Source organism: Streptomyces sp. NPDC111606, assembly GCF_055656945.1.
Genome location: NZ_JBVKBY010000001.1, coordinates 1,675,362 through 1,699,696 on the forward strand (window position 1 = coordinate 1,675,362; position 24,335 = coordinate 1,699,696).

Annotated in this window: 21 protein-coding genes and 1 other RNA gene; 8 read left to right on the forward strand and 14 right to left on the reverse strand. The window is 70.8% G+C overall.

All coding sequences use genetic code 11. The features are described from left to right. The first annotated feature begins 37 nt into the window (after nucleotides 1-37). The 5 genes from ACZ7M7_RS07610 (at nucleotide 38) to ACZ7M7_RS07630 (ending at nucleotide 7,144) form a co-directional block, all read left to right on the forward strand. On the forward strand, nucleotides 38-1,528 hold the full coding sequence (locus tag ACZ7M7_RS07610; RefSeq protein WP_383632875.1) for an MFS transporter: 1,491 nt from the start codon (nucleotides 38-40) through the stop codon (nucleotides 1,526-1,528). Between the two features lie 33 nt (nucleotides 1,529-1,561). Next, entirely contained in the window at nucleotides 1,562-1,957 is a 396-nt protein-coding gene (locus tag ACZ7M7_RS07615) for a pyridoxamine 5'-phosphate oxidase family protein (protein ID WP_472113721.1), read from the forward strand. Nucleotides 1,958-2,133: 176 nt separating this feature from the next. Further along, the gene (locus ACZ7M7_RS07620; protein ID WP_383616832.1) at nucleotides 2,134-3,600 is read left to right on the forward strand and encodes an FAD-dependent monooxygenase; all 1,467 of its coding nucleotides are present in this window, start codon (nucleotides 2,134-2,136) and stop codon (nucleotides 3,598-3,600) included. Between the two features lie 162 nt (nucleotides 3,601-3,762). Next, nucleotides 3,763-5,466: an NAD(P)/FAD-dependent oxidoreductase gene (locus tag ACZ7M7_RS07625; protein ID WP_472113992.1), complete on the forward strand. Its 1,704-nt coding sequence runs from the start codon at nucleotides 3,763-3,765 to the stop codon at nucleotides 5,464-5,466. 157 nt (nucleotides 5,467-5,623) lie between these two features. After that, nucleotides 5,624-7,144, forward strand: coding sequence for an FAD-binding oxidoreductase (locus ACZ7M7_RS07630; protein WP_472113724.1), 1,521 nt, complete (start codon nucleotides 5,624-5,626; stop codon nucleotides 7,142-7,144). A 75-nt stretch (nucleotides 7,145-7,219) separates the two neighbouring features. Here ACZ7M7_RS07630 and ACZ7M7_RS07635 read toward each other — a convergent pair whose 3' ends face one another. Next, nucleotides 7,220-7,801, reverse strand: a complete 582-nt coding sequence (locus tag ACZ7M7_RS07635) for a TIGR03086 family metal-binding protein (RefSeq protein WP_472113727.1) — start codon at nucleotides 7,799-7,801, stop codon at nucleotides 7,220-7,222. Between the two features lie 64 nt (nucleotides 7,802-7,865). On the opposite strand from ACZ7M7_RS07635, the gene ACZ7M7_RS07640 reads away from it, so the two are divergent. After that, nucleotides 7,866-8,831 carry a helix-turn-helix transcriptional regulator gene (locus tag ACZ7M7_RS07640; RefSeq protein ID WP_383632884.1) on the forward strand — a complete coding sequence of 322 codons (966 nt, stop codon included), beginning with the start codon at nucleotides 7,866-7,868 and terminating at the stop codon, nucleotides 8,829-8,831. A 102-nt stretch (nucleotides 8,832-8,933) separates the two neighbouring features. After that, nucleotides 8,934-9,779, forward strand: coding sequence for an NAD(P)H-binding protein (locus ACZ7M7_RS07645; RefSeq protein ID WP_472113730.1), 846 nt, complete (start codon nucleotides 8,934-8,936; stop codon nucleotides 9,777-9,779). Nucleotides 9,780-9,880: 101 nt separating this feature from the next. Here ACZ7M7_RS07645 and dacB read toward each other — a convergent pair whose 3' ends face one another. From dacB to ftsE, 9 genes are all read right to left on the reverse strand, one after another. After that, entirely contained in the window at nucleotides 9,881-11,473 is a 1,593-nt protein-coding gene (gene dacB, locus ACZ7M7_RS07650; RefSeq protein ID WP_472113732.1) for a D-alanyl-D-alanine carboxypeptidase/D-alanyl-D-alanine endopeptidase, read from the reverse strand. 50 nt (nucleotides 11,474-11,523) lie between these two features. Next, on the reverse strand, nucleotides 11,524-12,507 hold the full coding sequence (locus tag ACZ7M7_RS07655) for an extracellular catalytic domain type 1 short-chain-length polyhydroxyalkanoate depolymerase (RefSeq protein WP_472113735.1): 984 nt from the start codon (nucleotides 12,505-12,507) through the stop codon (nucleotides 11,524-11,526). A gap of 77 nt (nucleotides 12,508-12,584) precedes the next feature. After that, the gene (locus tag ACZ7M7_RS07660) at nucleotides 12,585-13,148 is read right to left on the reverse strand and encodes a hypothetical protein (RefSeq protein ID WP_472113738.1); all 564 of its coding nucleotides are present in this window, start codon (nucleotides 13,146-13,148) and stop codon (nucleotides 12,585-12,587) included. Beyond that, nucleotides 13,145-14,155, reverse strand: a complete 1,011-nt coding sequence (locus ACZ7M7_RS07665) for a DUF4232 domain-containing protein (RefSeq protein ID WP_472113742.1) — start codon at nucleotides 14,153-14,155, stop codon at nucleotides 13,145-13,147. The genes ACZ7M7_RS07660 and ACZ7M7_RS07665 overlap by 4 nt, the downstream gene beginning before the upstream one ends. Nucleotides 14,156-14,371: 216 nt before the next feature. Beyond that, nucleotides 14,372-14,740: a transfer-messenger RNA gene (gene ssrA, locus ACZ7M7_RS07670) on the reverse strand. Nucleotides 14,741-14,865: 125 nt separating this feature from the next. Further along, on the reverse strand, nucleotides 14,866-15,414 hold the full coding sequence (smpB, locus tag ACZ7M7_RS07675; protein ID WP_427844972.1) for an SsrA-binding protein SmpB: 549 nt from the start codon (nucleotides 15,412-15,414) through the stop codon (nucleotides 14,866-14,868). Nucleotides 15,415-15,473: 59 nt separating this feature from the next. After that, nucleotides 15,474-16,640 (reverse strand): S41 family peptidase, encoded by a 1,167-nt coding sequence (locus ACZ7M7_RS07680; RefSeq protein ID WP_472113746.1) that lies wholly within the window; start codon nucleotides 16,638-16,640, stop codon nucleotides 15,474-15,476. Nucleotides 16,641-16,707: 67 nt separating this feature from the next. Further along, nucleotides 16,708-17,625, reverse strand: a complete 918-nt coding sequence (gene ftsX / locus ACZ7M7_RS07685) for a permease-like cell division protein FtsX (RefSeq protein ID WP_383616866.1) — start codon at nucleotides 17,623-17,625, stop codon at nucleotides 16,708-16,710. 37 nt (nucleotides 17,626-17,662) lie between these two features. Next, nucleotides 17,663-18,352, reverse strand: a complete 690-nt coding sequence (gene ftsE / locus ACZ7M7_RS07690) for a cell division ATP-binding protein FtsE (protein ID WP_383616869.1) — start codon at nucleotides 18,350-18,352, stop codon at nucleotides 17,663-17,665. A gap of 233 nt (nucleotides 18,353-18,585) precedes the next feature. On the opposite strand from ftsE, the gene ACZ7M7_RS07695 reads away from it, so the two are divergent. After that, nucleotides 18,586-18,780, forward strand: coding sequence for a hypothetical protein (locus ACZ7M7_RS07695; RefSeq protein ID WP_383616872.1), 195 nt, complete (start codon nucleotides 18,586-18,588; stop codon nucleotides 18,778-18,780). A 116-nt stretch (nucleotides 18,781-18,896) separates the two neighbouring features. Here ACZ7M7_RS07695 and ACZ7M7_RS07700 read toward each other — a convergent pair whose 3' ends face one another. From ACZ7M7_RS07700 to ACZ7M7_RS07715, 4 genes are all read right to left on the reverse strand, one after another. Continuing rightward, the gene (locus ACZ7M7_RS07700; protein ID WP_472113750.1) at nucleotides 18,897-19,538 is read right to left on the reverse strand and encodes an LPXTG cell wall anchor domain-containing protein; all 642 of its coding nucleotides are present in this window, start codon (nucleotides 19,536-19,538) and stop codon (nucleotides 18,897-18,899) included. A gap of 295 nt (nucleotides 19,539-19,833) precedes the next feature. Next, nucleotides 19,834-20,937: a peptide chain release factor 2 gene (prfB, locus tag ACZ7M7_RS07705; RefSeq protein WP_472113753.1), complete on the reverse strand. Its 1,104-nt coding sequence runs from the start codon at nucleotides 20,935-20,937 to the stop codon at nucleotides 19,834-19,836. Between the two features lie 198 nt (nucleotides 20,938-21,135). Beyond that, the gene (locus ACZ7M7_RS07710; protein ID WP_369271422.1) at nucleotides 21,136-22,377 is read right to left on the reverse strand and encodes a serine/threonine-protein kinase; all 1,242 of its coding nucleotides are present in this window, start codon (nucleotides 22,375-22,377) and stop codon (nucleotides 21,136-21,138) included. A 134-nt stretch (nucleotides 22,378-22,511) separates the two neighbouring features. Then, nucleotides 22,512-24,212, reverse strand: coding sequence for a serine/threonine-protein kinase (locus ACZ7M7_RS07715; RefSeq protein WP_472113756.1), 1,701 nt, complete (start codon nucleotides 24,210-24,212; stop codon nucleotides 22,512-22,514). Nucleotides 24,213-24,335 lie beyond the last annotated feature (123 nt).

The window sequence follows — 24,335 nt, forward strand, 5'->3', positions numbered from 1 at the left end:
CCTACGGAACCCTTCCGTCACCTCCACTAGGAGCGACATGTCGACCCAAGAGTCGCTGCGCCTTCCCCGCCACACCGATGCATCGGCCCCGCCGCACCGCCCGGGACTCATCCTGGCGTTCCTCTGCCTGGCCGGCTTCATGACCTTCCTCGATGTGTCCATCGTCAATGTGGCCCTGCCGACCATCGAGGACGAACTGCACATCTCGCAGACGTCGTTGCAGTACATCGTCACCACGTACGGCATGCTGCTCGGCGGCTTCCTGCTGCTGACCGGCCGGCTGGCCGACGCGTTCGGCCGTCGCCGGATGCTGCAGACCGGCCTGATCCTCTTCGCCCTGTCCTCGCTACTCGCCGGGTTCGGGCAGAGCGCGGCCATGCTGATCGTGGCGCGCGGCGCCCAGGGCCTCGGTGCCGCGTTCATCGCGACCGCCGCGCTGTCCCTGCTCGCCAACAACTTCGCGGAGGGCGCCGAGCGCAACAAGGCGCTCGGTGCCTGGGGCGCGCTCAGCGGTATCGCCGCCGTCGCCGGTGTCACCCTGGGCGGTCTGCTCACCGACGGTCCGGGCTGGCGCTGGATCTTCTTCATCAACGTGCCGATCGGCCTGGTCTGCGCCCTGATCGCCCCGCGAATCGTCGGCGAGAGCCGCGCCGCGGAGCGCCGCAGCTCCTTCGACGTCGCCGGTGCCGTGACGCTGACCGCCGGTCTCGTGCTGCTGATCTTCAGCCTCGGTCAGACCATCGACGACTCGGACGTCCCGTTGGCCCGCGTCTACGGCGGCTTCGCCCTCTCCGCGGTCCTGCTCATCACGTTCCTGCTGATCGAGCGCCGCGCCGAGGCACCGCTGATCCCGCTCGGCGTCTTCAAGCGCAAGTCGCTGCGGGCCTCCAACATCGTCGCCGTCCTGCTGCTCGGCACCTGCGTCACGCTGTTCTTCTTCGCCAGCCTGTTCATGCAGCAGGTCCTCAACTGGTCGGCCCTGAAGACCGGTCTGGCCTACGTCCCGCTCGCCGTGATCGTCGCGGTCGGCGCCGGTATCGCCTCCCAGCTGGTGACCAAGGTCGCCGCCAAGCCGGTGTTGATGGCCGGCCTGACGCTGACCAGCGTCGGCATGTTCCTGCTGTGGCGGGCCCCCTCCGACGCCTCCTACGTCGTGGACCTGCTGCCCGCCTTCCTGATCTCCGGCCTCGGTCTCGGCCTGTCCTTCGTGCCGGTGCAGGTCGCCGCGTTCACCGGCACCCAGGAGGACGAGTCCGGTCTGTCCGCGGGGCTCATCAACACCGCGCAGGAGGTCGGCGGCGCCCTCGGCCTCGCCGTGGCCGCCACCTACGCCTTCCGCCAGGTCGAGCAGCTGACCGAGTGGGCGGACGGGGTGCCCGCCCGGGTGACCCAGGCACGCACCGAGGTCTTCCACGACGCGTTCCTCGCGGGCGCCTGCTTCGCGGTGGCCGGCCTGCTCCTCACGCTGCTCCTGCTGCCCTTCACCAAGGCATCGGACCAGCCGGCCGACGCTCCCGCCAAAGCCTGAGATCGGAAACCCGCAATAGATCGGAAAGCCGCCATGCCGACGTCACCACGGTTGTCCCCCGCGGCCGAGGACTTCCTCGCCGAGAACCATCTGTGCACCTTCACCACGCTGCGCCCCGACGGCTCGCCCCATGTGACGCCCGTGCGGTTCACCTGGGACGGGGAGGCGGGCCTGGCGCGGGTCATGACCGCGGTGACACGGCGCAAGGCCAGGAACGTCCTGGCCACGCCCGCCGGCCGGGCCTCCCTCTGCCAGACGGTGGGGCCCCGCTGGATCGCCCTGGAGGGCACCGCCACCGTCCACGACGACCCGTTACGGGTCCAGGAGGGCATCCGGCGGTACGCCAAGCGGTACTGGACGCCGCCGCCGGAGCCGCCGGGCCTGGTCGTGATCGAGATCCGGATCGACCGGGTGCTGGGCCTGCTCTGAGCCGGGTCCGAACCGGCCGAGGGCGTCGGAACTTCCTTCCGGCGCCCTCGCGTATTTCCACCGCCTGACGCAGCTGCAGAATCTCTGACGAAACTTGTCAGAGACCTGTACTTACGGCCATTCAGCTTCCCCAACTCCCCCGGAATACTGGAGAAAAATCCACTGGGAGAGGAAACATGGATAATTTTCATGCCGACGTGATTGTCGCCGGGGCCGGTCCCTCCGGACTCATGCTCGCCGGTGAACTCCGCCTGGCCGGACGGTCGGTGGTCGTACTCGACCGCCTCGCGGAGCCCATGCAGCAGTCTCGGGCGCTCGGATTTTCCGCCCGCACCATCGAGGAGTTCGGACAGCGCGGACTTCTCGAGAAATTCGGTCAACTCGAGACGATACCCTTCGGGCATTTCGGTGGACTGCCCATTGACTATCGCATCGTTGAGGGCGGCAATTTCGGCGTCCGTGGTGTTCCGCAGTCGCGGACCGAGGCCATTCTGCTCGAGTGGGCGACCGGCCTCGGCGCCGAGATCCGCCGCGGGCACGAGGTCGTCGGCATGACCCAGGACGAGCAGGGTGTCGTCGTCGAGGTCGGCACCGCCGACGGCGTCGAGACACTGCGCGCGGCCTACCTGGTCGGCTGTGACGGTGCCCGTTCCACCGTGCGCAAGCTGGCCGGCATCGACTTCCCCGGCACCAGCGCCACCATCGAGATGCTGATGGCCGACGTCGCCACCAACGAGCTGCGCATCCGCCCGACCGGCGAGGTCGGCGAGTCCGGCATGGTCGTGGTGCTCCCGCTCGGCCCGCAGGCCACCCGCGTCGTCGTCTTCGAGCGCGGCGCCGGCGTCCGCCCGACCCAGGAGGCGCCCACCTTCCCCGAGGTCGCCGCCGCCTTTCAGCGCGTCACCGGCGAGGACATCACCGGCCACAAGCCGCTGTGGACCAGCTACTTCACCGACGGCAGCCGGCAGGCCGCCGAGTACCGCCAGGGCCGGGTCTTCCTCGCGGGCGACGCCGCCCACATCCACCTTCCCATCGGCGCCCAGGGCATCAGCGCCGGCGTCGGCGACGTGGTGAACCTCGGCTGGAAGCTGGCGGCCGAGCTGGGCGGGCACGCCCCCGAGGGCCTGCTGGACACCTACCACACCGAGCGCCACCCGGTCGGCGCCCGCATCGTCGCCAACACCCTCGTGCAGCGCTCCCTGTACCTCGGCGGCCCCGAGATGGAGCCGCTGCGCCGGCTCTTCGGCGAGCTGGTCGGCATCGAGGCGGTCCGCCGCCATCTGGTCGGCCTGGTCACCGGCCTGGACATCGGCTACGACATGGGCGAGGGCGGCCACCCGCTGCTCGGCCACCGGCTGCCCGACCAGGAGCTGCTGGTCGGCGACGAGAAGAGCAGCACGTACGAACTGCTCACCCGCGGCCGCCCGCTCCTGCTGAACCTGCGCGGCGGCGACGCCCTCACCGAGGCCGCCGCCGGCTGGGCCGACCGCGTCGACGTGGTCGCCGCCTCCCGCCCCGACCCCGCCGCCCCGGCCGCCGATCTGCTGGTCCGGCCCGACGGCTACATCGCCTGGGTCGGCACGGGTGGCTCCGCCGGTTTGGCCGAGGCCCTGCAGCGCTGGTTCGGCCCTGCGGGCAGCTAGGCGCTCCGTGGGAAGGCCGCGACGGGAAGTGCCTGCGACAGGCCGTCGAGCGTCTGCGGCTACGTCGTGGCTGGTTGCGCAGTTCCCCGCGCCCCTTAGGGCGCTGCCCCGAACCTACGTCAGAAGAGGAGTCCCGAGTTGACCGGCAAGGCCGAGACACAGATGCCCCCCAAGGCCGACACACAGAAGACGGCGTCGAAAGCCGGCGAGTGGACCGAGTGCGACGTCATCATCCTGGGCGCCGGGATCGGCGGCTCGATCACCGGCGCGATCCTGGCCCGGCAGGGCGCGAAGGTGGTGCTCGTCGACGCCGGGCAGCACCCGCGGTTCGCGGTCGGTGAGTCGCAGAACCCGCAGCTCGTGGAGTGGCTGCACATCCTCGCCGTGCGCTACGACGTCCCCGAGATCAAGCACCTGCTCGACATCAAGGCGGTCACCAAGTACATCGGCGCCCATCACGGCCGTAAGCAGAGCTTCGGATTCGTGCGGCACGTCCCGGACCGGGAGCCGGACCCGCGCGAGGCGACGATGTTCGTCATCCCGAAGATGCTGACCGAGGCGTCGCACATGTTCCGCCAGGACACCGACACCTACTACTTCAACGTCGCCGCCAAGTACGGCTGCACCCTGCGGCAGAACTGGCGCGCCACCGACCTGGACTTCGACGACGACGGCGTCACCGTCACCGGCCAGAGCGGCGAGGTCTTCCGCGCGAAGTACCTCATCGACGCCAGCGGCTTCCGCTCGCCGCTCGCCCAGAAGTTCGACCTGCGCGAGCAGCCCTCCCGGCTCAAGCACCACGCGCGCTCCCTGTTCACGCACTACGTCGGCATCAAGCCCTACGACGACGTGTGCAACTATCCCGACGCGCTGCGTCCGCCGGCCGAGTCCCCGTTCCACGGCGGCACCCTGCACCACCTGATCGAACGCGGCTGGTTCTGGATCATCCCGTTCGACAACCACACGGACTCGCGCAACCCGATGTGCAGCGTCGGCCTGACCTTCGACGAGCGGCTGTACCCGCAGCCCAAGGACAAGACGCCGGACGAGGAGTTCAACCACTACCTCGACATGTACCCGGCCGTGAAGCGCCAGTTCGACGGCGCGCGGCGGGTGCGGGAGTGGATCTCGACGCCGGACCGCATCCAGTACTCCTCGAAGCGGACGGTCGGCGACCGCTGGTGCCTGATGTCGCACGCGGCCGGCTTCGTGGACCCGCTCTACTCGCGCGGTCTGTCCAACACCTTCGAGGTGGTGGACGCGCTGTGCTACCGCGTCCTGGAAGCGCTGCGCGACGACGACTTCTCGGCCAAGCGCTTCGAGTACGTCGAGCGTCTGGAGCAGGGGCTGCTCACGTACAACGACATGATCGTCAACAGCTCCTACATCGCCTTCTCCCACTTCCGGCTCTGGAACGCGGTGTTCCGGGTCTGGGCCTGCTTCACCACGCCCGCCACCATGCGGCAGATCCAGGCCCGCCAGGAGTTCGTCCTGGACGGCGACGACCGGCACTTCCGCGAGATGGAGAACTCGCCCTACCCGGGCCTGTGGTGGCCGGACAGCCACGCCTTCAAGCACCTGCTCGACGTCACCAACGAGACCTGCCTCAGCTACGAGGCCGGCGAGATCGACGGCGACAAGGCGGCCGACATCGTCTTCCAGGCCATCAACGACTGCGAGTCCGTCAACACGCCCTTCGGCTGGAAGGACGGCGAGGACCACCGCTTCTACCGGGCCACCACCCCCACGATGATCAAGTTCATGTGGTGGGCGAGCACCAACGGCCCCAAGGAGATGCGCGACCTCGGCCGCTCGATGCTCAAGGGCGTCGCCAAGTCCGCCGTACGCGGCAAGAAGGTCTCCTGACCCTCCTGACCACCGCCGCACCCCCTGAGACCGGCCCGCACAGGGCGTGGTGCCACCCCCACGCGCAGCCCTGTGCGGGCCCCCGGCCCCCGGCCCCAGCCCCTGGCCCCGCACCGAACCTCCGTCCACCACACCCGCATCGACACTGGGACACCGTGTGATCAGTCGTAGAACCCTGCTCGGCGCCGGCTCGGCCGCAGCCGGCATCGCCCTCGTGCCCGCCATCCCCGTCGCCGCCGAGGGCTCGGGGACACCGTGGAACCAACTCGCGGCCAGGCTCTCGGGCCGGCTCGTGCTGCCCACCGACCCCTACTACTCCGTCGCCCGCCAACTGGAGCTCGGCCAGTTCGACGCCGTCAACCCGCAGGCGGTGGCCTACTGCGCGAGCGCGGCGGACGTCTCGGTCTGCGTGCGCTTCGCCCAGGACAACGGCGTCCGTACGGCGGTCCGCAGCGGCGGCCACAACTACGGCGGCTGGTCCACGACGCCGGGCATGATCATCGACGTATCGAGGCTCAACGCCGTGACGGTGAAGAGCCCCTCGTCGGTGGAGATCGGCCCGGGCGCGCAGAACGTCAACATCCTCAACGCGCTGGCCCCGCACCACCTGGTGGTCAGCGAGGGCGGCTGCCCGACCGTGTGCGCCGGCGGCTTCCTGCAGGGCGGCGGCTTCGGCTTCCTGACCCGGCCGACGGGCATGGCCAGCGACGCGGTGACCGCCGCCCAGGTGGTGCTCGCCGACGGCCGTGTGGTGACCACCTCGGCGAAGCAGTACCCGGACCTGTTCTGGGCGATCCGCGGCGGCGGTGGCGGCAACTTCGGCATCGTCACCCGGTTCACGGTCACCCCGCACAGCGGCGACCAGATGGCCATCAGCAACCTGATCTTCCCCTACGACCGGATGGCCGACGTCCTCGACGGTGTGGCCCGGTGGCTGGTGGACGCCCCGCACACCATCGGCGGCGGCGCCTACGTCGTACAGCCCGACGCGGCGCCCGGCTCGGTGCCGCAGGCCAACGTCTTCCTCGCCTCCCGCGGCACCCCGACCGAACTCGCCGGTGAGGCGGCCCGGTTGCTCGCCCTGACCGGCGCTCCCGTGCAGCGGCAGGACGGCGTCATGACGTACCAGCAGCTCATGATGATGATCTTCGGCTGCGCCACCCTCACCGAGGCCCAGTGCCAGCGCTCCGAGAAGACCCCGCAGGGCACGCTGTCCCGCCCGGCGTACGGCCTGGAGCGCACCCGGATGGGCAGCGACCCGTACCCGGCGAGCGGCTGGGCGGACGTGATGACGGCCTTCGACGCGAACCGCAGGGCGGGGCAGGCGCGTTACCTGGACTTCCACTTCTTCGGGGGCGCCGCGAACGAGGTCGCGCGCACCGCCACCGCCTATGTGCACCGTGACTCGCTCTTCTCGGTCAACTACCGGGTCCTGATCAACGACCCGGCCCAGGTGACCGACGAGGCCAAGGCAGTGGCGAACACCTGGGTCGACAACGGCTTCGCGACGGTCGACCCGCTGTCGAACGGCGAGACCTACCAGAACTGGATGGACCCGTCGCTGACGGACTGGAAGGCGTCGTACTACGCGGAGAACTACTCCCGGCTGACCCGGATCAAGTCCAAGTACGACCCGTACCGGTTCTTCCGCTTCCCGCAGTCCATAGGCAGCGCCTGACCGCCACGGCCCGACACCGCGAAAGGCCGCCGGACAACGGGGTCCGGCGGCTCGCGGGGGAAGTGCGGTACCGGCTCAGGGCTTACGGCCGTACCAGCCGACCAGGCGGTCGATGGCGGGGGCGTCCTCCGGGACGTCCACGACGGGGCCGAAGGGCACCTGGCCGCCGCGCGGTTCGCGGGGCACGGCGCGCTGCATGGCGGCGAGCGGTGCGGCCAGGACGTCGTCCTCCCAGACGGGGGTCTGGCCGGTCGCCCTGGCCAGGTCCCAGGTGTGCAGCACGAACTCGTTGGTGTAGATGACCGCGGCGGCGGCGCCGGGGACGGGCCCCCAGGGCAGCCCGATCTCCCGGCCCAGAACCGCCGGGTCCGTCCAGACGGACCGCAGCTCCTTCGTCCCGGCGGCCCAGGCCTCGGCCCAGGCGCCGTCGGCGACGTCCTCGGCGAAGTGCGGAACGCTGAAGAACTGTCCGCCGGCGCCGATCACGGCAACCCGGCGGAGCACGGAGACAAGGTGATTGGACAGTTGGCGCACCGAGTAGTCCGGACACGGAGTGGTGCGGTCGTAGTCCTCGGGCTGCACCGAGGCGAGCACGTCACCGGCCAGGTCGACGGCCTTCAGCAGTCCGTTGCGGGGGTCGTTCATGGAGTTCGTCATGGCATCGAGTCTTCCGGCCAAACAGGCCACCCTCCGGCCACTTTCCAGGAAAGGCTGATCACTGATGCGAGCTGACCGACTGGTGGCGGCCTTGCTCTTCCTCCAGGCGCGCGGCCTGGTGACCGCCGCGGAACTCGCCGCCGAGCTGGAGGTCTCCGAACGCACCGCGCGGCGCGACCTGGAGGCCCTGATCGCCTCCGGCGTCCCCGTGTACGCGCAGCGCGGCCGGGGCGGCGGATGGCGGCTGGTCGGCGGAGCGCGCACGGACCTGACCGGGCTCACCTCGCCGGAGGTGCAGGCGCTGTTCCTGGCCGCGGGCTCCTCGGCGGCCTCCCCCGAACTGCGTTCGGCGCTCAGGAAGTTGCTGCGGGCGGTGCCGGAGCCGCTGCGGCCGCACGCCGAGGCGGCGTCCCGGGCGCGCATCGTCGACGACCAGGACTGGTCGCGCACCGCCGTGATGGCGAGCGGCCCGCACCACACGGCCCTGGAGCGCGCGGTGCTGGACGGCGTACGGGTGCGCCTCGGCTACGCCCGGCCCGGCGCCGTACCGCACGAGCGCACGGTGGACCCGCTCGGGCTGGTCCTCAAGGCGGGCCACTGGTACATGGTGGCCGGCACGTCAGAGGGGCTGCGTTCCTTCCGGCTGGGCCGGGTGACCTCGGCGGAGCCGACCGACGAGCCGGTCCGCCGTCCCGCCGACTTCGATCTGACTGCCGCCTGGCGGACGTTGGTCACCCAGCTGGAGGACCGCCTCCTCGCCGCGACCGTGTCGGCGCGGGCCGATCAGGACGCCCTGCCCGTGCTCCAGCGCCTGCTCGGCGGGCGGCTCAGCATCGGCCGGTTACTGGACGACGGCAGACGGGAGATCGAGGCCGCCGGGCCGTCGGTGGAGGTGCTGGCCGCGCAGCTGGCGGGTCTGGGGGCCCGGGTCGAGGTGGTGGGCCCGCCCCAGGCACGCGAACACCTGGCCCGCCTCGGCCGCGACCTGATGGCGCGCTACGGGTCGCTCCAGGACGCGGCGACGCCATAGTCGCTTTCCTCTAGGTACCTACTATACGGAGGATGCTAACGTCGCAGACATCGCGTGGATCCGCCCCAACTCCACCCTCTTTACACACCTTTGGGAGTTCTCATGTTCGCTATCACCGGAGCCTCCGGAAACGTCGGCCGCCCGCTCGTCGAGACCCTCGCCGCCGCCGGCGAGAAGGTGACGGCCGTGTCCCGCAATCCCCTCTCCTACGACCTTCCGGAGGGAGCGCGGCATATCCGCGCCGACCTCGCCGATCCCGCCACCCTGGGCCCGGCCCTGGAGGGCGCCGAGGCCCTGTTCATCCTGCTCGCCGGTGAGCTGCTCGGCGGCGGCGCGCCCGCCGCCGACGTGCTGACGGCGGCCAAGGAGGTCGGCGTGCGGCGCGTGGTGCTGCTCTCCTCGCAGATCAACGGCACCCGCCCGGACGCCCTTTCGCACGGCCGGCTGCGGGAGTTCGAGGAGGCCGTGCGCTCCTCGGGCCTGGACTGGACGATCCTGCGTCCCGGCGGTTTCGCCTCCAACGCCTACGCCTGGATCGAGAGCGTCCGCACGCAGCGCGCGGTGATCGCCCCGTTCGCCGACGTGGCGCTGCCGGTCGTGGACCCGGCGGACATCTCCGAGGTCGCCGCCGTGGTCCTGCGCGAGGAGGGCCACGACGGCCGGACGTACGAGCTGACCGGCCCGGCCGCCGTCACCCCGCGCGAGCAGGCGACGGCGCTGGCCGAGGCGATCGGTGAGCAGGTCGGCTTCGTGGAGCTGACCCGTGAGCAGGCGCGCGAGCACATGGCGCAGTTCATGCCCGAGCCGGTGATCGACGGCACGCTCGACATCCTCGGCGAGCCCCTCCCCGCCGAGCAGCGGGTCAGCCCCGACACGGAGAAGATCCTCGGCCGCCCGGCCGGCTCCTTCGCGGGCTGGGCCCGGCGCAACGTCCACGCCTTCAAGTGACGATGACGCCCGACGCCGCGGAGTGACGCGCCGCCGCGGTCCCCTCAGCACCGCCCCGGATCCGGAATCCCCCGTACGGGTCCGGGGCGGGCCATTCGGCCTCAGCACAGATCGGGCTTGCGCCAAGCACACTCGAGCTCCGTGTTCGCCCCGCCCCCGCGGATCGACGCGGAACCCGCGGTCTCGGCGGTAGACCGGGCCAGTGTCACCACGATGGCGTCCTCCAACGGCTTCACGGACGAGGCCAGATAGTTGTTGAGGACGATGCCGTAGACGAGTTCCCGACCGCCGGAGTCGGTGACGTACCCGGAAAGAGCCGACGCACCCGTCAACGACCCCGTCTTGGCACGGGCGTTGAGCGCGGCCGGTGTCCCGCACATCCGTGACCGCAGCGTGCCGCCGACGAAGCGGTCGGGGTCGCAGGCCACCGGCAGCGACCGGTGCCAGTCGGCGTACCAGGGCTCCGCCCGCACGGCGAGGAGCAGTTCGACGAGTTGCCCGGCGGCGAAGTTGTCCATCCGCGACAGCCCCGAGCCGTCGACCTGCCGGACCTTCCCGGCGTCGACGCCGACGCCCTTGAGGTAGCCGGCGATCGCGTCCAGCCCGGCGCCCCAGCTTCCCTGCCGTGAGACCTCGTGACCCATGGCCTTGGTGAGGATCTCGGCGTGCATGTTGTTGGAGAGCTTCATGAACGGGATGAGCAGGTCCTTGAGAGCCATGGAGTCGTGCGAGGCCAGCTTCGTCGCTCCCGCGGGGGTTCCGCGCCCCAGGCGGGTCGGCCCCATGACCTTGACGCCATGGTCCGCGAGCGCGTCCCGGAAGACCGCGGCGGCGTACCCGGTGGCCCCCCACACGCTGACCCACTCCTTGGCACCGGCGCCCCCGACGGGTGTCGTACCGCTGACGACGACGGTGTTCGTGCCGTGCTCGCGCTCGACGGTGAGATCGTTCGCCCCGCCGGCGGCGACCGTCGTGGCCCGCACGTCGATGTCGACGTAGTCGGTGTCGGGCGTGACGGTGACGACCGGTTCGGCACCGGCCTCCTCCCCCGGCCCGACCGTGACGATCACGGTCCCGGCGTCGTAGTCGGTGTCCGGCGCCACGCTCAGCGCGCTGATCTGGGCCGAGTAGTACGACGACTCGTCGTCGGCGGCCCAGGACCGCCCCAGCCGGACGCTGTCGAACCGGGTGTCGTCGGCGATCAGCCGCCCGTCCACCCGCTTGATCCCCGACGCGGCGAGACGCGCGGCAAGCCGGTCGTAGTCGCCGGCGAGCAGGGTCGGGTCCCCGGTGCCACGCAGATACAGGTCGCCCCGCAGCACGGAGCCGTGCCGGCGTCCGGTGGTCAGCACATCGGTGGTGAACCGGTACTGCGGCCCGAGGATCTCCATGGCCGCGGCCGAGGTGGCGAGCTTGGTGTTGGAGGCGGGCATCAGCCGGGTGGCGGGCAGATGCCGGTAGAGGAGCTCACCGGTACCGGCGTCCGCCACCACGACGCTCGCCACGCCGCCCTCCATCCGCGCATCGCCCAGGATGGTGTCGACGGCCTCCGGCAGGCCGGTACGGTCCGAGTCCGCACCGGCCTGCGCCCCGGGCCCCAGGACGGCGGCGACGAGCGCCACGGCGACGGGCCATGTCCACAGTCTGCTACGGGAGTTGACGCATCTCCCGGACGTTCTCACGGGTCCGCTCATGCTTCAGCAGCATCCCGGACAACCGCCCGTGGCGACAGAGCGCCCGCGGCTCACCCCAGTCCCCAGGCCCGCCCCATCCGATACACGGCACACAGGTTCACGTCGAGGACATACGCCCCGGCACTCCCGCACTGCTCGCTCCCGCTCCCCGGATCGACGGGCTGCCCGTGCCCCATCCCGGTGAGGCTGTACGTCTCCACGACCGCACGCCCACCCGCGTCCCGGAAGACCTGATGCGGATACCCGGCCACGGTGTCACTCACGTCGGCGGTCTGATCGCTCCCGTGCACATCGGTCCACTGCCTCACCAGGTCGGTCATGTTGACGGGCTTCACGGTGTAGTCGGCCGTGCCCTGGAAGGCGACGAGGGCCGGCCAGGGCCCGGCGTACCCCGGCCGGGCGGCCCGCACCCGGTCCCCCCACTGCTTCGGGGTCTGCGTCGCCCCTACGTACATGCACACATACGGCGACCCGGCCGCCTGCGCACACCCGTACGGCAGCCCGGCGACGATCCCGCCCGCCGCGAACTTCTCCGGGTACGCCGCCATCATCACCGCGGTCATCCCGCCCCCGGCGGACAGCCCGGTGGCATACACGCGCGAGGCGTCCGCGGCGGTGTCGGCGAGCTGCCGGTCGACCATCTGGGCGAGGGACGCGGCCTCGCCCTGGCCGCGCGCGATGTCGCCGCTCTGGAACCAGTTGAAGCAGGACGAGGCGTTGTTGGCGCTCTGCTGCTGCGGCAGCACGACGGAGAAGCCCCAGCGGTCGGCGAGCTGGAGCCATCCGCTGCCGGTGCCGTATCCGGAGGCGTTCTGTGTGCACCCGTGCAGCGCGACGACCACGGGCCGTCCGGCGGGCAGCCCGTCGGGGACGTACCGGAACATGCGCAGCGCACCGGGGTTGGAGCCGAACCCGGTGACCTCCTGGAGGGAGGCGGCCTCGGCTCGGCCCGGCGTGAGGAAGGCGGCGATCAGGGCGAAGAGAAGGCTCGCGCAAACGGCGATTCGACGGCTTGCGGCTCTGGTCTGTGTCATGCGGAGGGACCGTAGAAGCATGAACGACCCGTCGATATGGAGTGGGACACCACAACGGACGCCTCACCCATGGTGGTTCATCGAGCGGGCGGGGGTGCCGTCCGGAACTGCCGCACGAGCCCGCGCGGATCCCGCGCGACCTCCCACAGCCCGGCCGCGAGCAGCAGCAGGCTGCTGACGAAGCAGACCCAGAACACGAACTGGGCGCCCGCCGCGAGGTTGTGCGTCCCGCCGTCCTCGTAGAGGCAGTACGCCTGCGGGGGAAACGCCTTGGAGACGCCGACGCCGCCGTAGCGCATGGAGCACGGGTCCTCGCCGGGGTCCTTGACCGTGTCGTCCGCCGTGACGACCAGCAGCCAGGCCGCCGCCGCGACCGGAATCGTGACGAACGCCAGTGCCCTCGCCCAGGCCGGAAGGCGGGGATGGCCGATGAGTCCGTACAGCGCGACCAGCACGACGACGTACACGGCGACGACGGCGACGGCGACGCCGAGCCGCCCGAACACCTCGTCCAGGAGCCAGGCCACTGCCGCCACCGGAGGCGCGGTGAGGACGAGGACCTTGACGCCGGGCGCGATGCGGGGATGGACGAGCAGGCCCAGCGCGAGGGCACCCGCCAGGGCGGCGAGAGGACCGGTCACCGGTACGTGTCGTCCTTCTTCCACGGCCCGGCGCCGAGCTTCCCGGTCGTCCCGAGGTCCAGTTCCGGCATCACCGTCACGGGGTCGGCACCCTGCTTGGCCCGCACCCGGACGTACGGCGCGTCGACCGGATCGCCGACGCCGGCCTCGGTGGTGTTCCGCCAGGCCAACGTCGCCTGGGCGGCCTCACCCGGCCGCAGCACCACGGGGTGCGGGCGGCCGGTCCCACCGGTGCCGGTGCTGATCTGATCGGTGCCCTGGAGGATCCGCACGCCCTCGACGATGTCGTGGTCCGCGTCGAGGAGTTCGAGCTGCGGGTAGCCGTTGAGTTCGTAGGTCCGGGTGCCGCAGTTCACGAGATGCAGGCCGACGACGCGCAGCCCCATGGCGGCGTTCCCCTCGTCCGCGTAGACATGCACCCCGGACGCCGGGCACGGCCCCGAGGCGGACGACCCCTCGCCGACGGGAACGCTGCGCACCTTGATCACTTCCGCACCCGTCACCTCGGGTGCCCGAGCGGCGGGCTCCGTCATGGCGACGGCCGCCTTGACGGTCCGTCCCGGCTCGACCGACGCGACGGTCTGCTCGACGTTGTCGACGGCGCCTCCGGACGCCGACAGGAACCCGATGGTCACCATGTAAGTGGCCGCCTCCGTTCCCCGGTTGGTGACCTCGAACGCGGCGGAGAAGTCGGCGTCACAGCCGCTGTCCTGCCCCCAGGCGTACAGGCCGGTCACCTTGACCCCGTCCTCGCCCGGACCGTCGACCGAGGAGGGCAGGGGCAGCGGCGTCGGCGTACCGGAGGGGGTGACGGCCGGTTCGGCGGACGGCGGCGGGCTGCCGTACTGCACGAAGTCCGACGGGCACAGCGACGCGGCGCCGACCGGGGCCCCGGCGCCGCGAGCGCTCGTCGTGTCCGCACCCTGGGAGGCACTCCGGGAACCACACGCGGCCAGCAGCAGAACACCGGCGAGGGCAGCGGGGACGGTGCGCGAGGCGGTAGGCATCCGCCCACCTCACCAGGGGCGGCACCCACGGTCTGTGGCGGAACCCACACCTCCGGTCACAGGGGTGTCACAGATCACTCCAGCCCCGCAAGGCCCGGCGCGATAGTCCGGGCGCGAGAGTCCGGGCATGAGAGTCCGGGCATGGCAAAGGCCCCGCTGCCCGGAGGCGGCGGGGCCTTTGCCCACATGGGTTAGGAAGGTTCGGAAACCTTCCGATCGTGGAGATGGCGGGAATCGAACCCGCGTCCAACGGTGCAGAATCAGGGCTTCTCCGTGTGCAGTTCGCTGCGATTTTCTCGGCCCCGGCGATCACGCGAACAAGTCGCCGACGGGCCCAGTCACTGTTTGGTTTCCCTCTTCACCCCGTGACCGGGATCAAGGTTTAGTTCCCTAGCTGATGCCAGGATCCGGGTCGGGAACAGCCCCGGGCTGACACTTCGCAAGTCGCTACTTAGGCAGCGAGGGCGAAGGAATCGCGCTTGGTGTTGGCGATTATTTTTTGCGACATATGGTTTACGAGATCATTGCCGCTTCCTCGACACGCTTCCCCTGCTTGAACAGCCGCTGTCGAAACCGATCATCCCCATGTTGTTTTTTCAATCCCCTCCGGAAACCTCCGGCAGCCGGAGAGGGGCGCGCACCCTCTGTGAGGTGCAGTGCCATCGTACGTGACCAACGCACGACCATGCCAGCGTATTCCTTGCAGCCCGCTACTGGGCGCGCTGCCGCCGCTTCGCCGCCGCGATCGCCCGGTCCGACTCCCGCCGGTCCTGCTTCTCCCGCAGGGTCTGGCGCTTGTCGTACTCCTTCTTGCCTCGCGCCAGAGCGATCTCGGCCTTCGCGCGACCGTCCTTGAAGTACAGGGCGAGGGGCACGATCGTGTGACCCGTCTCCTGGGACTTCGCCTCCAGCTTGTCGATCTCCTCGCGGTGCAGCAGCAGCTTGCGCTTGCGGCGCGCGGAGTGGTTGGTCCAGCTCCCCTGGTGATACTCGGGGATGTGGGCGTTGTGCAGCCACGCCTCGCCCCGGTCGATCTGGACGAAGCCGTCGGCCAGCGAGGTCCGACCCTCACGCAGCGACTTGACCTCGGTGCCCATGAGGACCAGGCCGGCCTCGAAGGTGTCGATGATCGCGTAGTCGTGCCGGGCCTTCTTGTTCTGGGCGACGATCTTGCGCTTGCCGCCCTTCTCGCCGTCTCGGCCCGCCTTGCCGGCCGCCCCGCCGCCCTGCTTGGGCTGGGACTCCTTGGGTACGTACATTCCCTTGCTCATAGTGCCGTCCATTTTCGCACTACGGAGGGGGTGCGGGGAAAGCCGATTTACGAGTCGCCGAGGCCGCTGAGGACCGTCTCGGCCCGCTCCAGGACCTGTTGGTCGGCCTCCAGGTCGGGGGTGATGCCGCGGCCGTCGACGGTTCGCCCGGAGGGGGTGCGGTAGTGGCCGACGGTCAGCTCGGCGACGGAGCCGTCGGGGAGACGGCTCGGCATCTGGACCGAGCCCTTGCCGAAGGTGCGGGTGCCCACGACGACCGCGCGGCCGCGGTCCTGCAGGGCGCCGGTGAGCAGTTCGGCCGCGCTCATCGTGCCGCCGTCGACGAGCGCGACCAGGGGTCTGGCGGTGTCGCCGCCGGGTTCGGCGTGCAGGGCGCGCTGGTCGCCGTCGACGTCGTAGGTGGCGACGAGGCCGCCGTCGAGGAAGGCGGAGGCGGCGGTGACGGCCTCGGTGACCAGGCCGCCGGAGTTGCCCCGCAGGTCGAGGACGACGCCGGGGCCGGCCGGGGCGTGTCGTACGGCCTCGCGAACCGCATTGCCGGAGCCCTTGGTGAAGGAGGCGATTTTGATGACGGTGACGCCGTCGGCGAGTTCCCGCACGGTGACCGAGTCGGTGGACAGCCGGGCCCGGCGCAGTGTGAGGTCCCACGCGTGCGTGCCGCGCTCCAGCCCCACCTCCACCGCCGTACCTGCGTCGGCGTCGGTCGCGTCGCCCCGCAGTAAGGACACGACCTCGGTGACCGGACGCCCGTCGACCTTCTTGCCGTCGATGCTGCGCACCAGGTCGCCCGAGCGGATCCCGGCGACGGCGGCGGGCGACCCCGCCCGCACCCTGGTCACCTCGATACGGCCGTCACGCTCTCGGCGCGCCCACAGCCCGACGCCGGTGTACTCGCCGTCGAGGGCCTCCTCGAACTCCTCGTACTCGCCCTGGGAGTAGACGGCGCCCCAGCGGTCCCCGCTGCGGCTGACCGCGCGCTCGGCGGCCTCCATGGGGGACTTGCCCGCGGCCATGGCCGCGGCGGCCGCCTCGGCGACGTCGACGTGCCGCCCGGCCGGAGCGGCCGAACCGGCGGCGTCGGCGGGGGTTTTCCGGTCAGGGCCGGGCAGCGAGCCGGTCGCGGCACCGGCGACGAGCACGCTCGCGAAGACCAATGTCAGGGCGGCCCCGCGGCCGAAGCGGCGGGGCTGACAGAACAGGTCACGACCTGACATGCCGGTGAGTCTAGGACAACGCGAGGGGCCGTACGGTCCGTTGACCGGACGGCCCCCTTGGCGTTGGTCACACCTTCAGATACTTGCGCAACGCGAAGAACGCCGCCAACGCGGGCATCAGCAGGCTCGTCGCGAGGATGAGCGGCAGCTTCGTCAACACCGCGTCCCAGCCGATGAAGTTGATCAGCGTCAGCTTCTCCGACAGGGCCAGACCGTGGTCGATGATGAAGTAGCGCGCCATCACCAGGAAGGCACAGGCGACCGACCCGCCGATGAGCCCGGCGACCGCGGCCTCCATGATGAACGGCGCCTGGATGTAGAAGCCGGAGGCGCCGACCAGCCGCATGATGCCGGTCTCACGCCGCCGGCTGAACGCGGACACCCGCACGGTGTTGACGATCAGCATGAGCGCGACCACGAGCATCAGCGCCATCACGGCCCGCGCGGCCCAGTTCATGCCGTTGAGCAGCCCGAAGAGGTTGTCCAGAATGCCCTTCTGGTCCTGCACCGACTGCACACCGTCACGCCCGTCGAAGGCGGTCGCGATGACCTGGTACTTCTCCGGGTCCTTCAGCTTGATCCGGTACGACTCCTGCATCTGGTCCGGCGTGAGCGAGGCGGCCAGCGGGGAGTCGCCGAACTGCTCCTTGTAGTGCTTGTAGGCCAGGTCCTGCGACTCGTAGGTGACCTTCTCGACGACCGTCATCTTGTCCAGGTCGGCGAGGATCTCCTTCTTCTGGTCGTCGGTCACCGCGCCCTTGGCGCAGTTGGGGTCGGACTCGGCGTCGCTCTTGTTGCAGAGGAACACCGAGACGTTGACCTTGTCGTACCAGTAGCCCTTCATGGTGTTGACCTGGTCGCTCATCAGGAGCGACCCGCCGAACAGGGCGAGCGACAGGGCGACGGAGACGATGACGGCGAAGGTCATCGTCAGATTGCGGCGGAGACCGACACCGATCTCGGAGAGTACGAACTGGGCGCGCATGGCGTCTTCTTCAGGCCTTTCCGTGGACGGTCGCGGGTCAGTGCTGGTAGCCGTAGACGCCGCGTGCCTGGTCGCGGACGAGGCGGCCCTTCTCCAGCTCGATGACGCGCTTGCGCATCTGGTCCACGATGTTCTGGTCGTGCGTCGCCATCACCACGGTGGTGCCCGTCCGGTTGATCCGGTCGAGCAGCTTCATGATGCCGACGGAGGTCTGCGGGTCGAGGTTGCCGGTGGGCTCGTCGGCGATCAGCAGCTTGGGCCGGTTGACGAAGGCCCGGGCGATCGCCACCCGCTGCTGCTCACCACCGGAGAGCTCACCGGGCATCCGGTCCTCCTTGCCGCCCAGCCCGACCAGGTCGAGCACCTGCGGCACGGACTTGCGGATCTCGCCGCGGGACTTGCCGATGACCTCCTGTGCGAAGGCCACGTTCTCGGCGACCGTCTTGTTCGGCAGCAGCCGGAAGTCCTGGAACACGGTCCCCAGCTGGCGGCGCATCTGCGGCACCTTCCAGTTGGACAGACGCGCGAGGTCCTTGCCCAGGACGTGCACCTGCCCGTGAGTGCACCGCTCCTCGCGGAGGATCAGCCGCAGGAAGGTGGACTTTCCGGAGCCGGAGGACCCGACGAGGAACACGAACTCGCCCCTCTCCACTTCCAGGGACACATCCCTGAGTGCGGGGCGGGTCTGCTTGGGGTAGACCTTGGAGACGTTGTCGAGTCGGATCACGGGTGCACCATGGGTCGCCGGGGTTAGATGAGCGTGACCATACGCGAACCAGGGGTAGGGGCGCAGGCACCGGGAGGGGTTGCGTGAGGCTTGTGCATTTTGTGCCGGGTTGGCAACCAGCCCTCCGAGAGCGCCCGCGCCCTTTCCCGAGGAACCTGGCATTGTGGAGGGGGGAACGTTCTCGGGGTCGAACCCGTTGAACCCCCCGGAGGAACTGGCTAGGAGGGTGGCGCATGACGTACGACCGGCTGGTGTGCGCGAACTGTGCCGCGCCCGTGAGTGAGGGCCGCTGCCCCGTGTGCCGGGCGAACCGTGAGCGGCTGCAGCAGGGGAACCTGTTTGCGGGTCTGAACCCGATGACGCTGATCGCCCTGCTGGCGGTGCTGATCGCGGCTGTGGCACTGCTGGCGCACCAGACGGCGGCATAGGGCGACGCCCGCACCATGTACTGACGTGCGGACATGGCGAGGGGCCCGGAGCGACTTGCGCTCCGGGCCCCTCGGCCGTACGGCGTGAATCACGCAGCGTGGACGACCGGCTACCGTCAGGCAGCCGCACCGCCACGGCCGCCCACGAGGCGCGGCAGAATGCGGAAGCCGATACCACCGGCGATCATCGTGGCGGCGCCGACCAGCAGGAACGTGGTCTCAGCGGCACCGGTCTCGGCGAGCTCCTCACCGTTGCCCTGGGCGGACGTGTTGGCGCCGGTGCCCGTGCTGTCGGTGTTGGTCTCCGTCAGGGAGGAGGAACCCTCTTCCTGGGGGGACGTGCCACCGTCGGGGTCGGTGTTGTTACCGCCGCCGTTGTTGCCGTTCCCGTTGCCGTTGCCGTTGCCGTTGCCGTTGCCGTTCCCGTTGCCGTTCCCGTTGCCCGGGTCGGTCGGCTCCTCGGTGGGCTCCTGCGGCTCGGTCGGCTCGTCAGTGGGCTCCGTCGGGTCGACCGTGGGCTCGTCCGTCGGGATGCCCGGGTCCGTCGGGAGGGACGTCGGGATGCCCGGGTCCGTCGGCTCGGGGTCCGTGGGCGGGTCCGTCGGGTCGTCGTTCCCGCACAGGAAGTCGAGAACGGGGACGCACGGCTCGTCCGACGGCGCGGCAGAAGCGGCACCCGCAGCGGTCAGCGAGGCACCGGCCGCGATCACGGCACCGGCCGCGAGGCGCGCGATACGGATCCGCGTCTTCTTCGTCATGTGGTTGCTACCCCCAGTAGCTGAATCGTCAGTGAGGCGGCGCTCGGGGGCCGTGATCGACGGAGGGCGTCGCTTAACTCGAATCCCCCCGGTTCACATGCGCCCCAGAGATACGCATGCCACGCTTTACCCTTCCCATTTTTCAAAGACACGTCAAGGCCGTTTGCGGGCGCCATGTCCAATTACGGGAGCTATGCCAGGGGTTGGAGTCTGTGAGTGTGATGTAAAACCCAGACATGCAGGCACAGAAAAGGCAACTACCGCCGGGATGGCGGCAGTTGCCTTGTCGACAAAGTTACTTCTCCTGCTGCTTGCGCCAGCGAATCCCGGCCTCCAGGAACCCGTCGATCTCACCGTTGAACACGGCCTCGGGGTTGCCGACTTCGAACTCGGTGCGCAGGTCCTTGACCATCTGGTACGGGTGCAGCACGTACGACCGCATCTGGTTGCCCCAGGAGCTGCCGCCGTCCTTGAGGGCGTCCATCTTGGCCCGCTCCTCCTGACGCTGCCGCTCCAGCAGCTTCGCCTGGAGGACGTTCATGGCGGTCGCCTTGTTCTGGATCTGCGACCGCTCGTTCTGGCAGGAGACGACGATGCCGGTGGGGAGGTGGGTGAGGCGCACCGCGGAGTCCGTGGTGTTCACGCCCTGGCCGCCGGGACCGGACGACCGGTACACGTCCACCCGCAGCTCGGACTCGTCGATCTCGATGTGGTCGGTCTGCTCGACCACGGGAAGGATCTCGACGCCCGCGAAGGAGGTCTGGCGGCGCCCCTGGTTGTCGAAGGGCGAGATCCGCACGAGCCGGTGGGTGCCCTGCTCGACCGAGAGCGTGCCGTAGGCGTACGGCACCTGCACGGCGAAGGTGGTCGACTTGATGCCGGCCTCTTCCGCGTACGACGTCTCGTAGATCTCGGTCTTGTAGCCCTTCTGCTCCGCCCAGCGCAGGTACATCCGCTGCAGCTTCTCGGCGAAGTCGGCGGCGTCGACGCCGCCCGCCTCGGCACGGATGTTGACGAGCGCCTCCCGGGAGTCGTACTCGCCGCTGAGGAGCGTCCGCACCTCCATCTCGTCCAGCGCCTTGCGGACGGCGGCGAGCTCGGACTCGGCCTCGGCGCGGGTGTCCGGGTCGTCCTCCTCCTCGGCCATCTCGAACAGCACGGCGAGATCGTCGATCCGGCCACGCAGGGCTTCGGCCTTCCGCACCTCGGCCTGGAGGTGGGAGAGCTTGCTGGTGATCTTCTGCGCCTCGTCCGGGTTGTCCCACAGGGACGGCGCGGCCGCCTGCTCCTCGAGCACGGCGATGTCTGCCCTCAGCTTGTCGAGGTCCAGAACGGCCTCGATCGACTCCATGGTCGAGGAGAGGGACTTGAGCTCTTCGGATACATCGACGACTGCCACGCCTCCAGCGTAACGGCTCCGCCAAGCGGGCCATGCCGGGTGACCGTGCCCGACGGCCTGCCCGGCGTCACCGCTGACGCACCAGGGGCTCCGCCCCCCCCTGGGCCCCTCGGGCCCATGTCCACCCACCACCCGACTCGGTCGGCCACGAAGCCGGACTCGAAACGCCGTGGGGCAGGGGCGGCGGGGGCGAGGAAACTACGGGGTCGCCGGAGCCGTGTTGTTCGTGTCCTGGGGTGTCGCCCCGGCGTCGTCCTCCGAGGTCGCCAGCCACGCGCCCACGCCCGCCGCCGCGACCAGCGCCACCGCGGCCGCCCCCACCGCCACCCGGCGCCGGCGCGTCACGGCGCGATGGCGTGCGGAGCCCGGGCGCGGGGCACCCGCGGCCCTGGGCACCCGGGCCGTGCCCCGCGCGCCCCCGGCCAGCTCGTCGGGCCCCGGCACCCTCATCGACGTATGCGTGTCCCGGTTGGAGTCCGCCGGCTTCGCGCCCGGCACCAACGGGACCGCGCCCCGCCGCCGCACCCGCTCCCCCGCCGGTGCCGCCTCCTCGGCGGCCGGAGCCTCGTCCTCCGCAGGCTCCGCGTCCGGCTCGTCCACATCCAGCGGCGGCATCCCGGCCACCAACGGCAGCAGCTCCCGCAGCCGCGCCCCGAGCTCCGACGCCCGCAGCCGCGAGGCCGGTGCCTTCGCCAGGCACTGCACGAGCAGCTGCCAGAGCTCGTCGGGGATGCCGGGCAGCGGCGCCACGCTCTCCGTGACGTGACGGCGGAGCACCGCGCCCGGGTGGCCGCCGCCGAAGGGGGTGAAGCCCGCGAGAAGCTCGTACAGGACGGTCGCCAGTGCGTAGATGTCGACCGCGGCCCGCGGCGGCAGCCCCTCCACGATCTCCGGCGCCAGGTAGTCCGGCGTCCCGATGATCTTCGTGGCGCGGGTGCGACGCGGTGAGTCGATGAGCTTCGCCACGCCGAAGTCCGTCAGCAGGGCGGGATGGGCGCCCCCGGGACCCAGCGGCCCCTGCATGTCCAGCAGGACGTTCTCGGGCTTGACGTCCCGGTGCACGACCCCGGCCGCATGTGCCGCCGCCAGCCCGTCGGCGACGTCCGCGACGATCGCCACGGCCGCCTCGGGCGCGAGTCGCCGCTCGCGGTCGAGCCGGGTGCGCAGGTCCGTGCCCCGGACCAGGTCCATGACCAGCGCGAGGTCGTTGCCGTCGACCACGAGGTCGCGCACGGAGACCACGTTCGGATGCTCCAGGCCGAGCAGGGCCGTGCGCTCCTGCACGAAGCGTCCGACGAGTTCCTGGTCGGACGCGAGGTCCTCGCGCAGCAGCTTGATGGCGACGGGCCCCTCGGGCCCCTCGCCCAGCCACACCGTGCCGGCGCTGCCCCGCCCCAGGATCTGGTTGGCGGTGTACCGGCTGCCGATCTTCCGTGCCAAGGCTGCTCCTACAGACGCGTGTGTCGCTAAAACTACGCGTCCGAGGAGCCAACCTTCACCGCCGAGGCGGAAATCACCCGCCAGGTGTCGACAAATAACCAAACCAGCCGACGCCGTACCGCGTCGGCCCCGGGTCAGCCCGTGCCCGAGCCCCCGCCCGAACCGCCACCCGAGCCGCCCAGGTCTCCGATCCACCCGCTCACGGTGCTGAACCAGTCGCTGAGCTGCTCCCAGTAGCCCTTGCCCGTGCCGATCCACTCCTGCAAGGGGCTCAGCTCCCAGACCAGCCAGCCCGCGACGAACAGGATGACGATCGTGAAGAGGCATCCCTTGAGGCAGCCGAGCCCGGGGATCCGCATCGGGTTGGCGCTGCGCTGACGCGGCTGACGCGGCTCGCGCTGGGGCCGCTGCGGCTCCGGCGTGGGCGGCGGGGCGTACCGCTGGGGCTGCTGCTGCGGCTGACGCTGCGGGGCGTACTGCTGCGGCTGGTGCTGCTGCGGATGGCCGTAGCCCTGCTGCCGGCCCTGCGGCGGCCGCTGCTGCTGGGGCTGCTGCTGCGGGCGGGCGACCTGGCGCTGGGGGCGCCGGCGCAGCGGGTCCTGGTTGGGGTCGAGGTACTGGACCTGCGTCTGCTCGTTGCGGTCCCGGGCGGCGCGCAGCTGGTTCTGCCAGGGGTGCGGGTCATCGGGGCCGGGCTGACCGGGCTGTCCCGGCGGCACCGGCGGCATGACGGCCGTCGGGTCGGCGGCACCGCGCCCGCCCGGACCGCCCGTGTTCGGCAGTACGGCCGTGGGGTCCGCGGCGCCCGCCGGGCCGGGGGCGCCGGTGTGCGGCAGGACGCTGGTCGCGCCGTTCGGGTCGTACGCCCCAGCGCCGTGCTGCATGACCTGGGTGGGGTCGGCCGAGCCCGGCACGGCTGCCGGCGCCGGGTCGGGGGCGAGCAGCGCTGCGACGCCCTCGGCCGCCGCGATCTGCGCGGAGTTCGCGTGCACGCCGATGCCCTCGGCGACGACGCGCAGGCCGCGGGCGAGGTTCTCGGCGCTGGGCCGTTCGTCGGGGTTCTTGCGCAGGCACCGTTCTATGACCGTCCACAGCGGGTCGGGGACCGTGGACGGGCGGCGCGGCTCGGCGCTCAGGTGCTGGTGCAGGACCTCCAGGGCGGAGCCGCCGCCGAACGGCGGACGGCCGGTGAGCAGCTCGTAGAGGAGGATCCCGGCGCCGTAGATGTCGACGGCGGACGTCTGCGGGCGGCCCTCGGCGGACTCGGGCGCGATGTACGCGGGCGTGCCGACGAACTCGTGCGTGCGGGTCAGGCCCGGGGAGTCGGCGAGGCGGGCGATGCCGAAGTCGGTCAGCATCGGGTGCATCTGGCCGCCGTTCTGCTGGAGCAGGACGTTGGCGGGCTTGAGGTCGCGGTGGACGACACCGTCGGCGTGGCTGCAGGCCAGCGCGTCGGCGATCTGCGCGGTGAGCAGGGACGCGGCGACCGGGGTGAAGGGGCCGTTCTCGCGCAGGTAGCGGTGCAGGTCGGGGCCGTCGATGAGGTCCATGACGAGCGCCAGCAGCTCACCCTCGACGACCAGGTCACGGACCCGGACGATGTTCGGGTGGGTCAGCCGGAGCAGGACGGACCGCTCCCGCAGGAACCGCATGACGATGTCCGCGTCGCTCGCGAGCTCCTCCTTGAGGACCTTGATCGCGACGGTCTCGCCGGGCTGCCCCTGCACCGCGGCCTCGGCGCCCGCGGTCTCCCGCTGGCGGGCCCGCCAGACGGTCCCCGTGGCGCCGCGACCCAGCGGCTCCTCGAGGAAGTACTTGCTGCCTACCGGCCGCACGTCGCGCTCCCTGCTGCTTGCCTACGTTCCGACCCACTGTAGTGCCGTGCCCCGGGGCACCGGCCTGTCCTCTTTCTGTGCGTCTTACGTACGGCTTCCCGTACATGTTCGAAGGAAAGACGC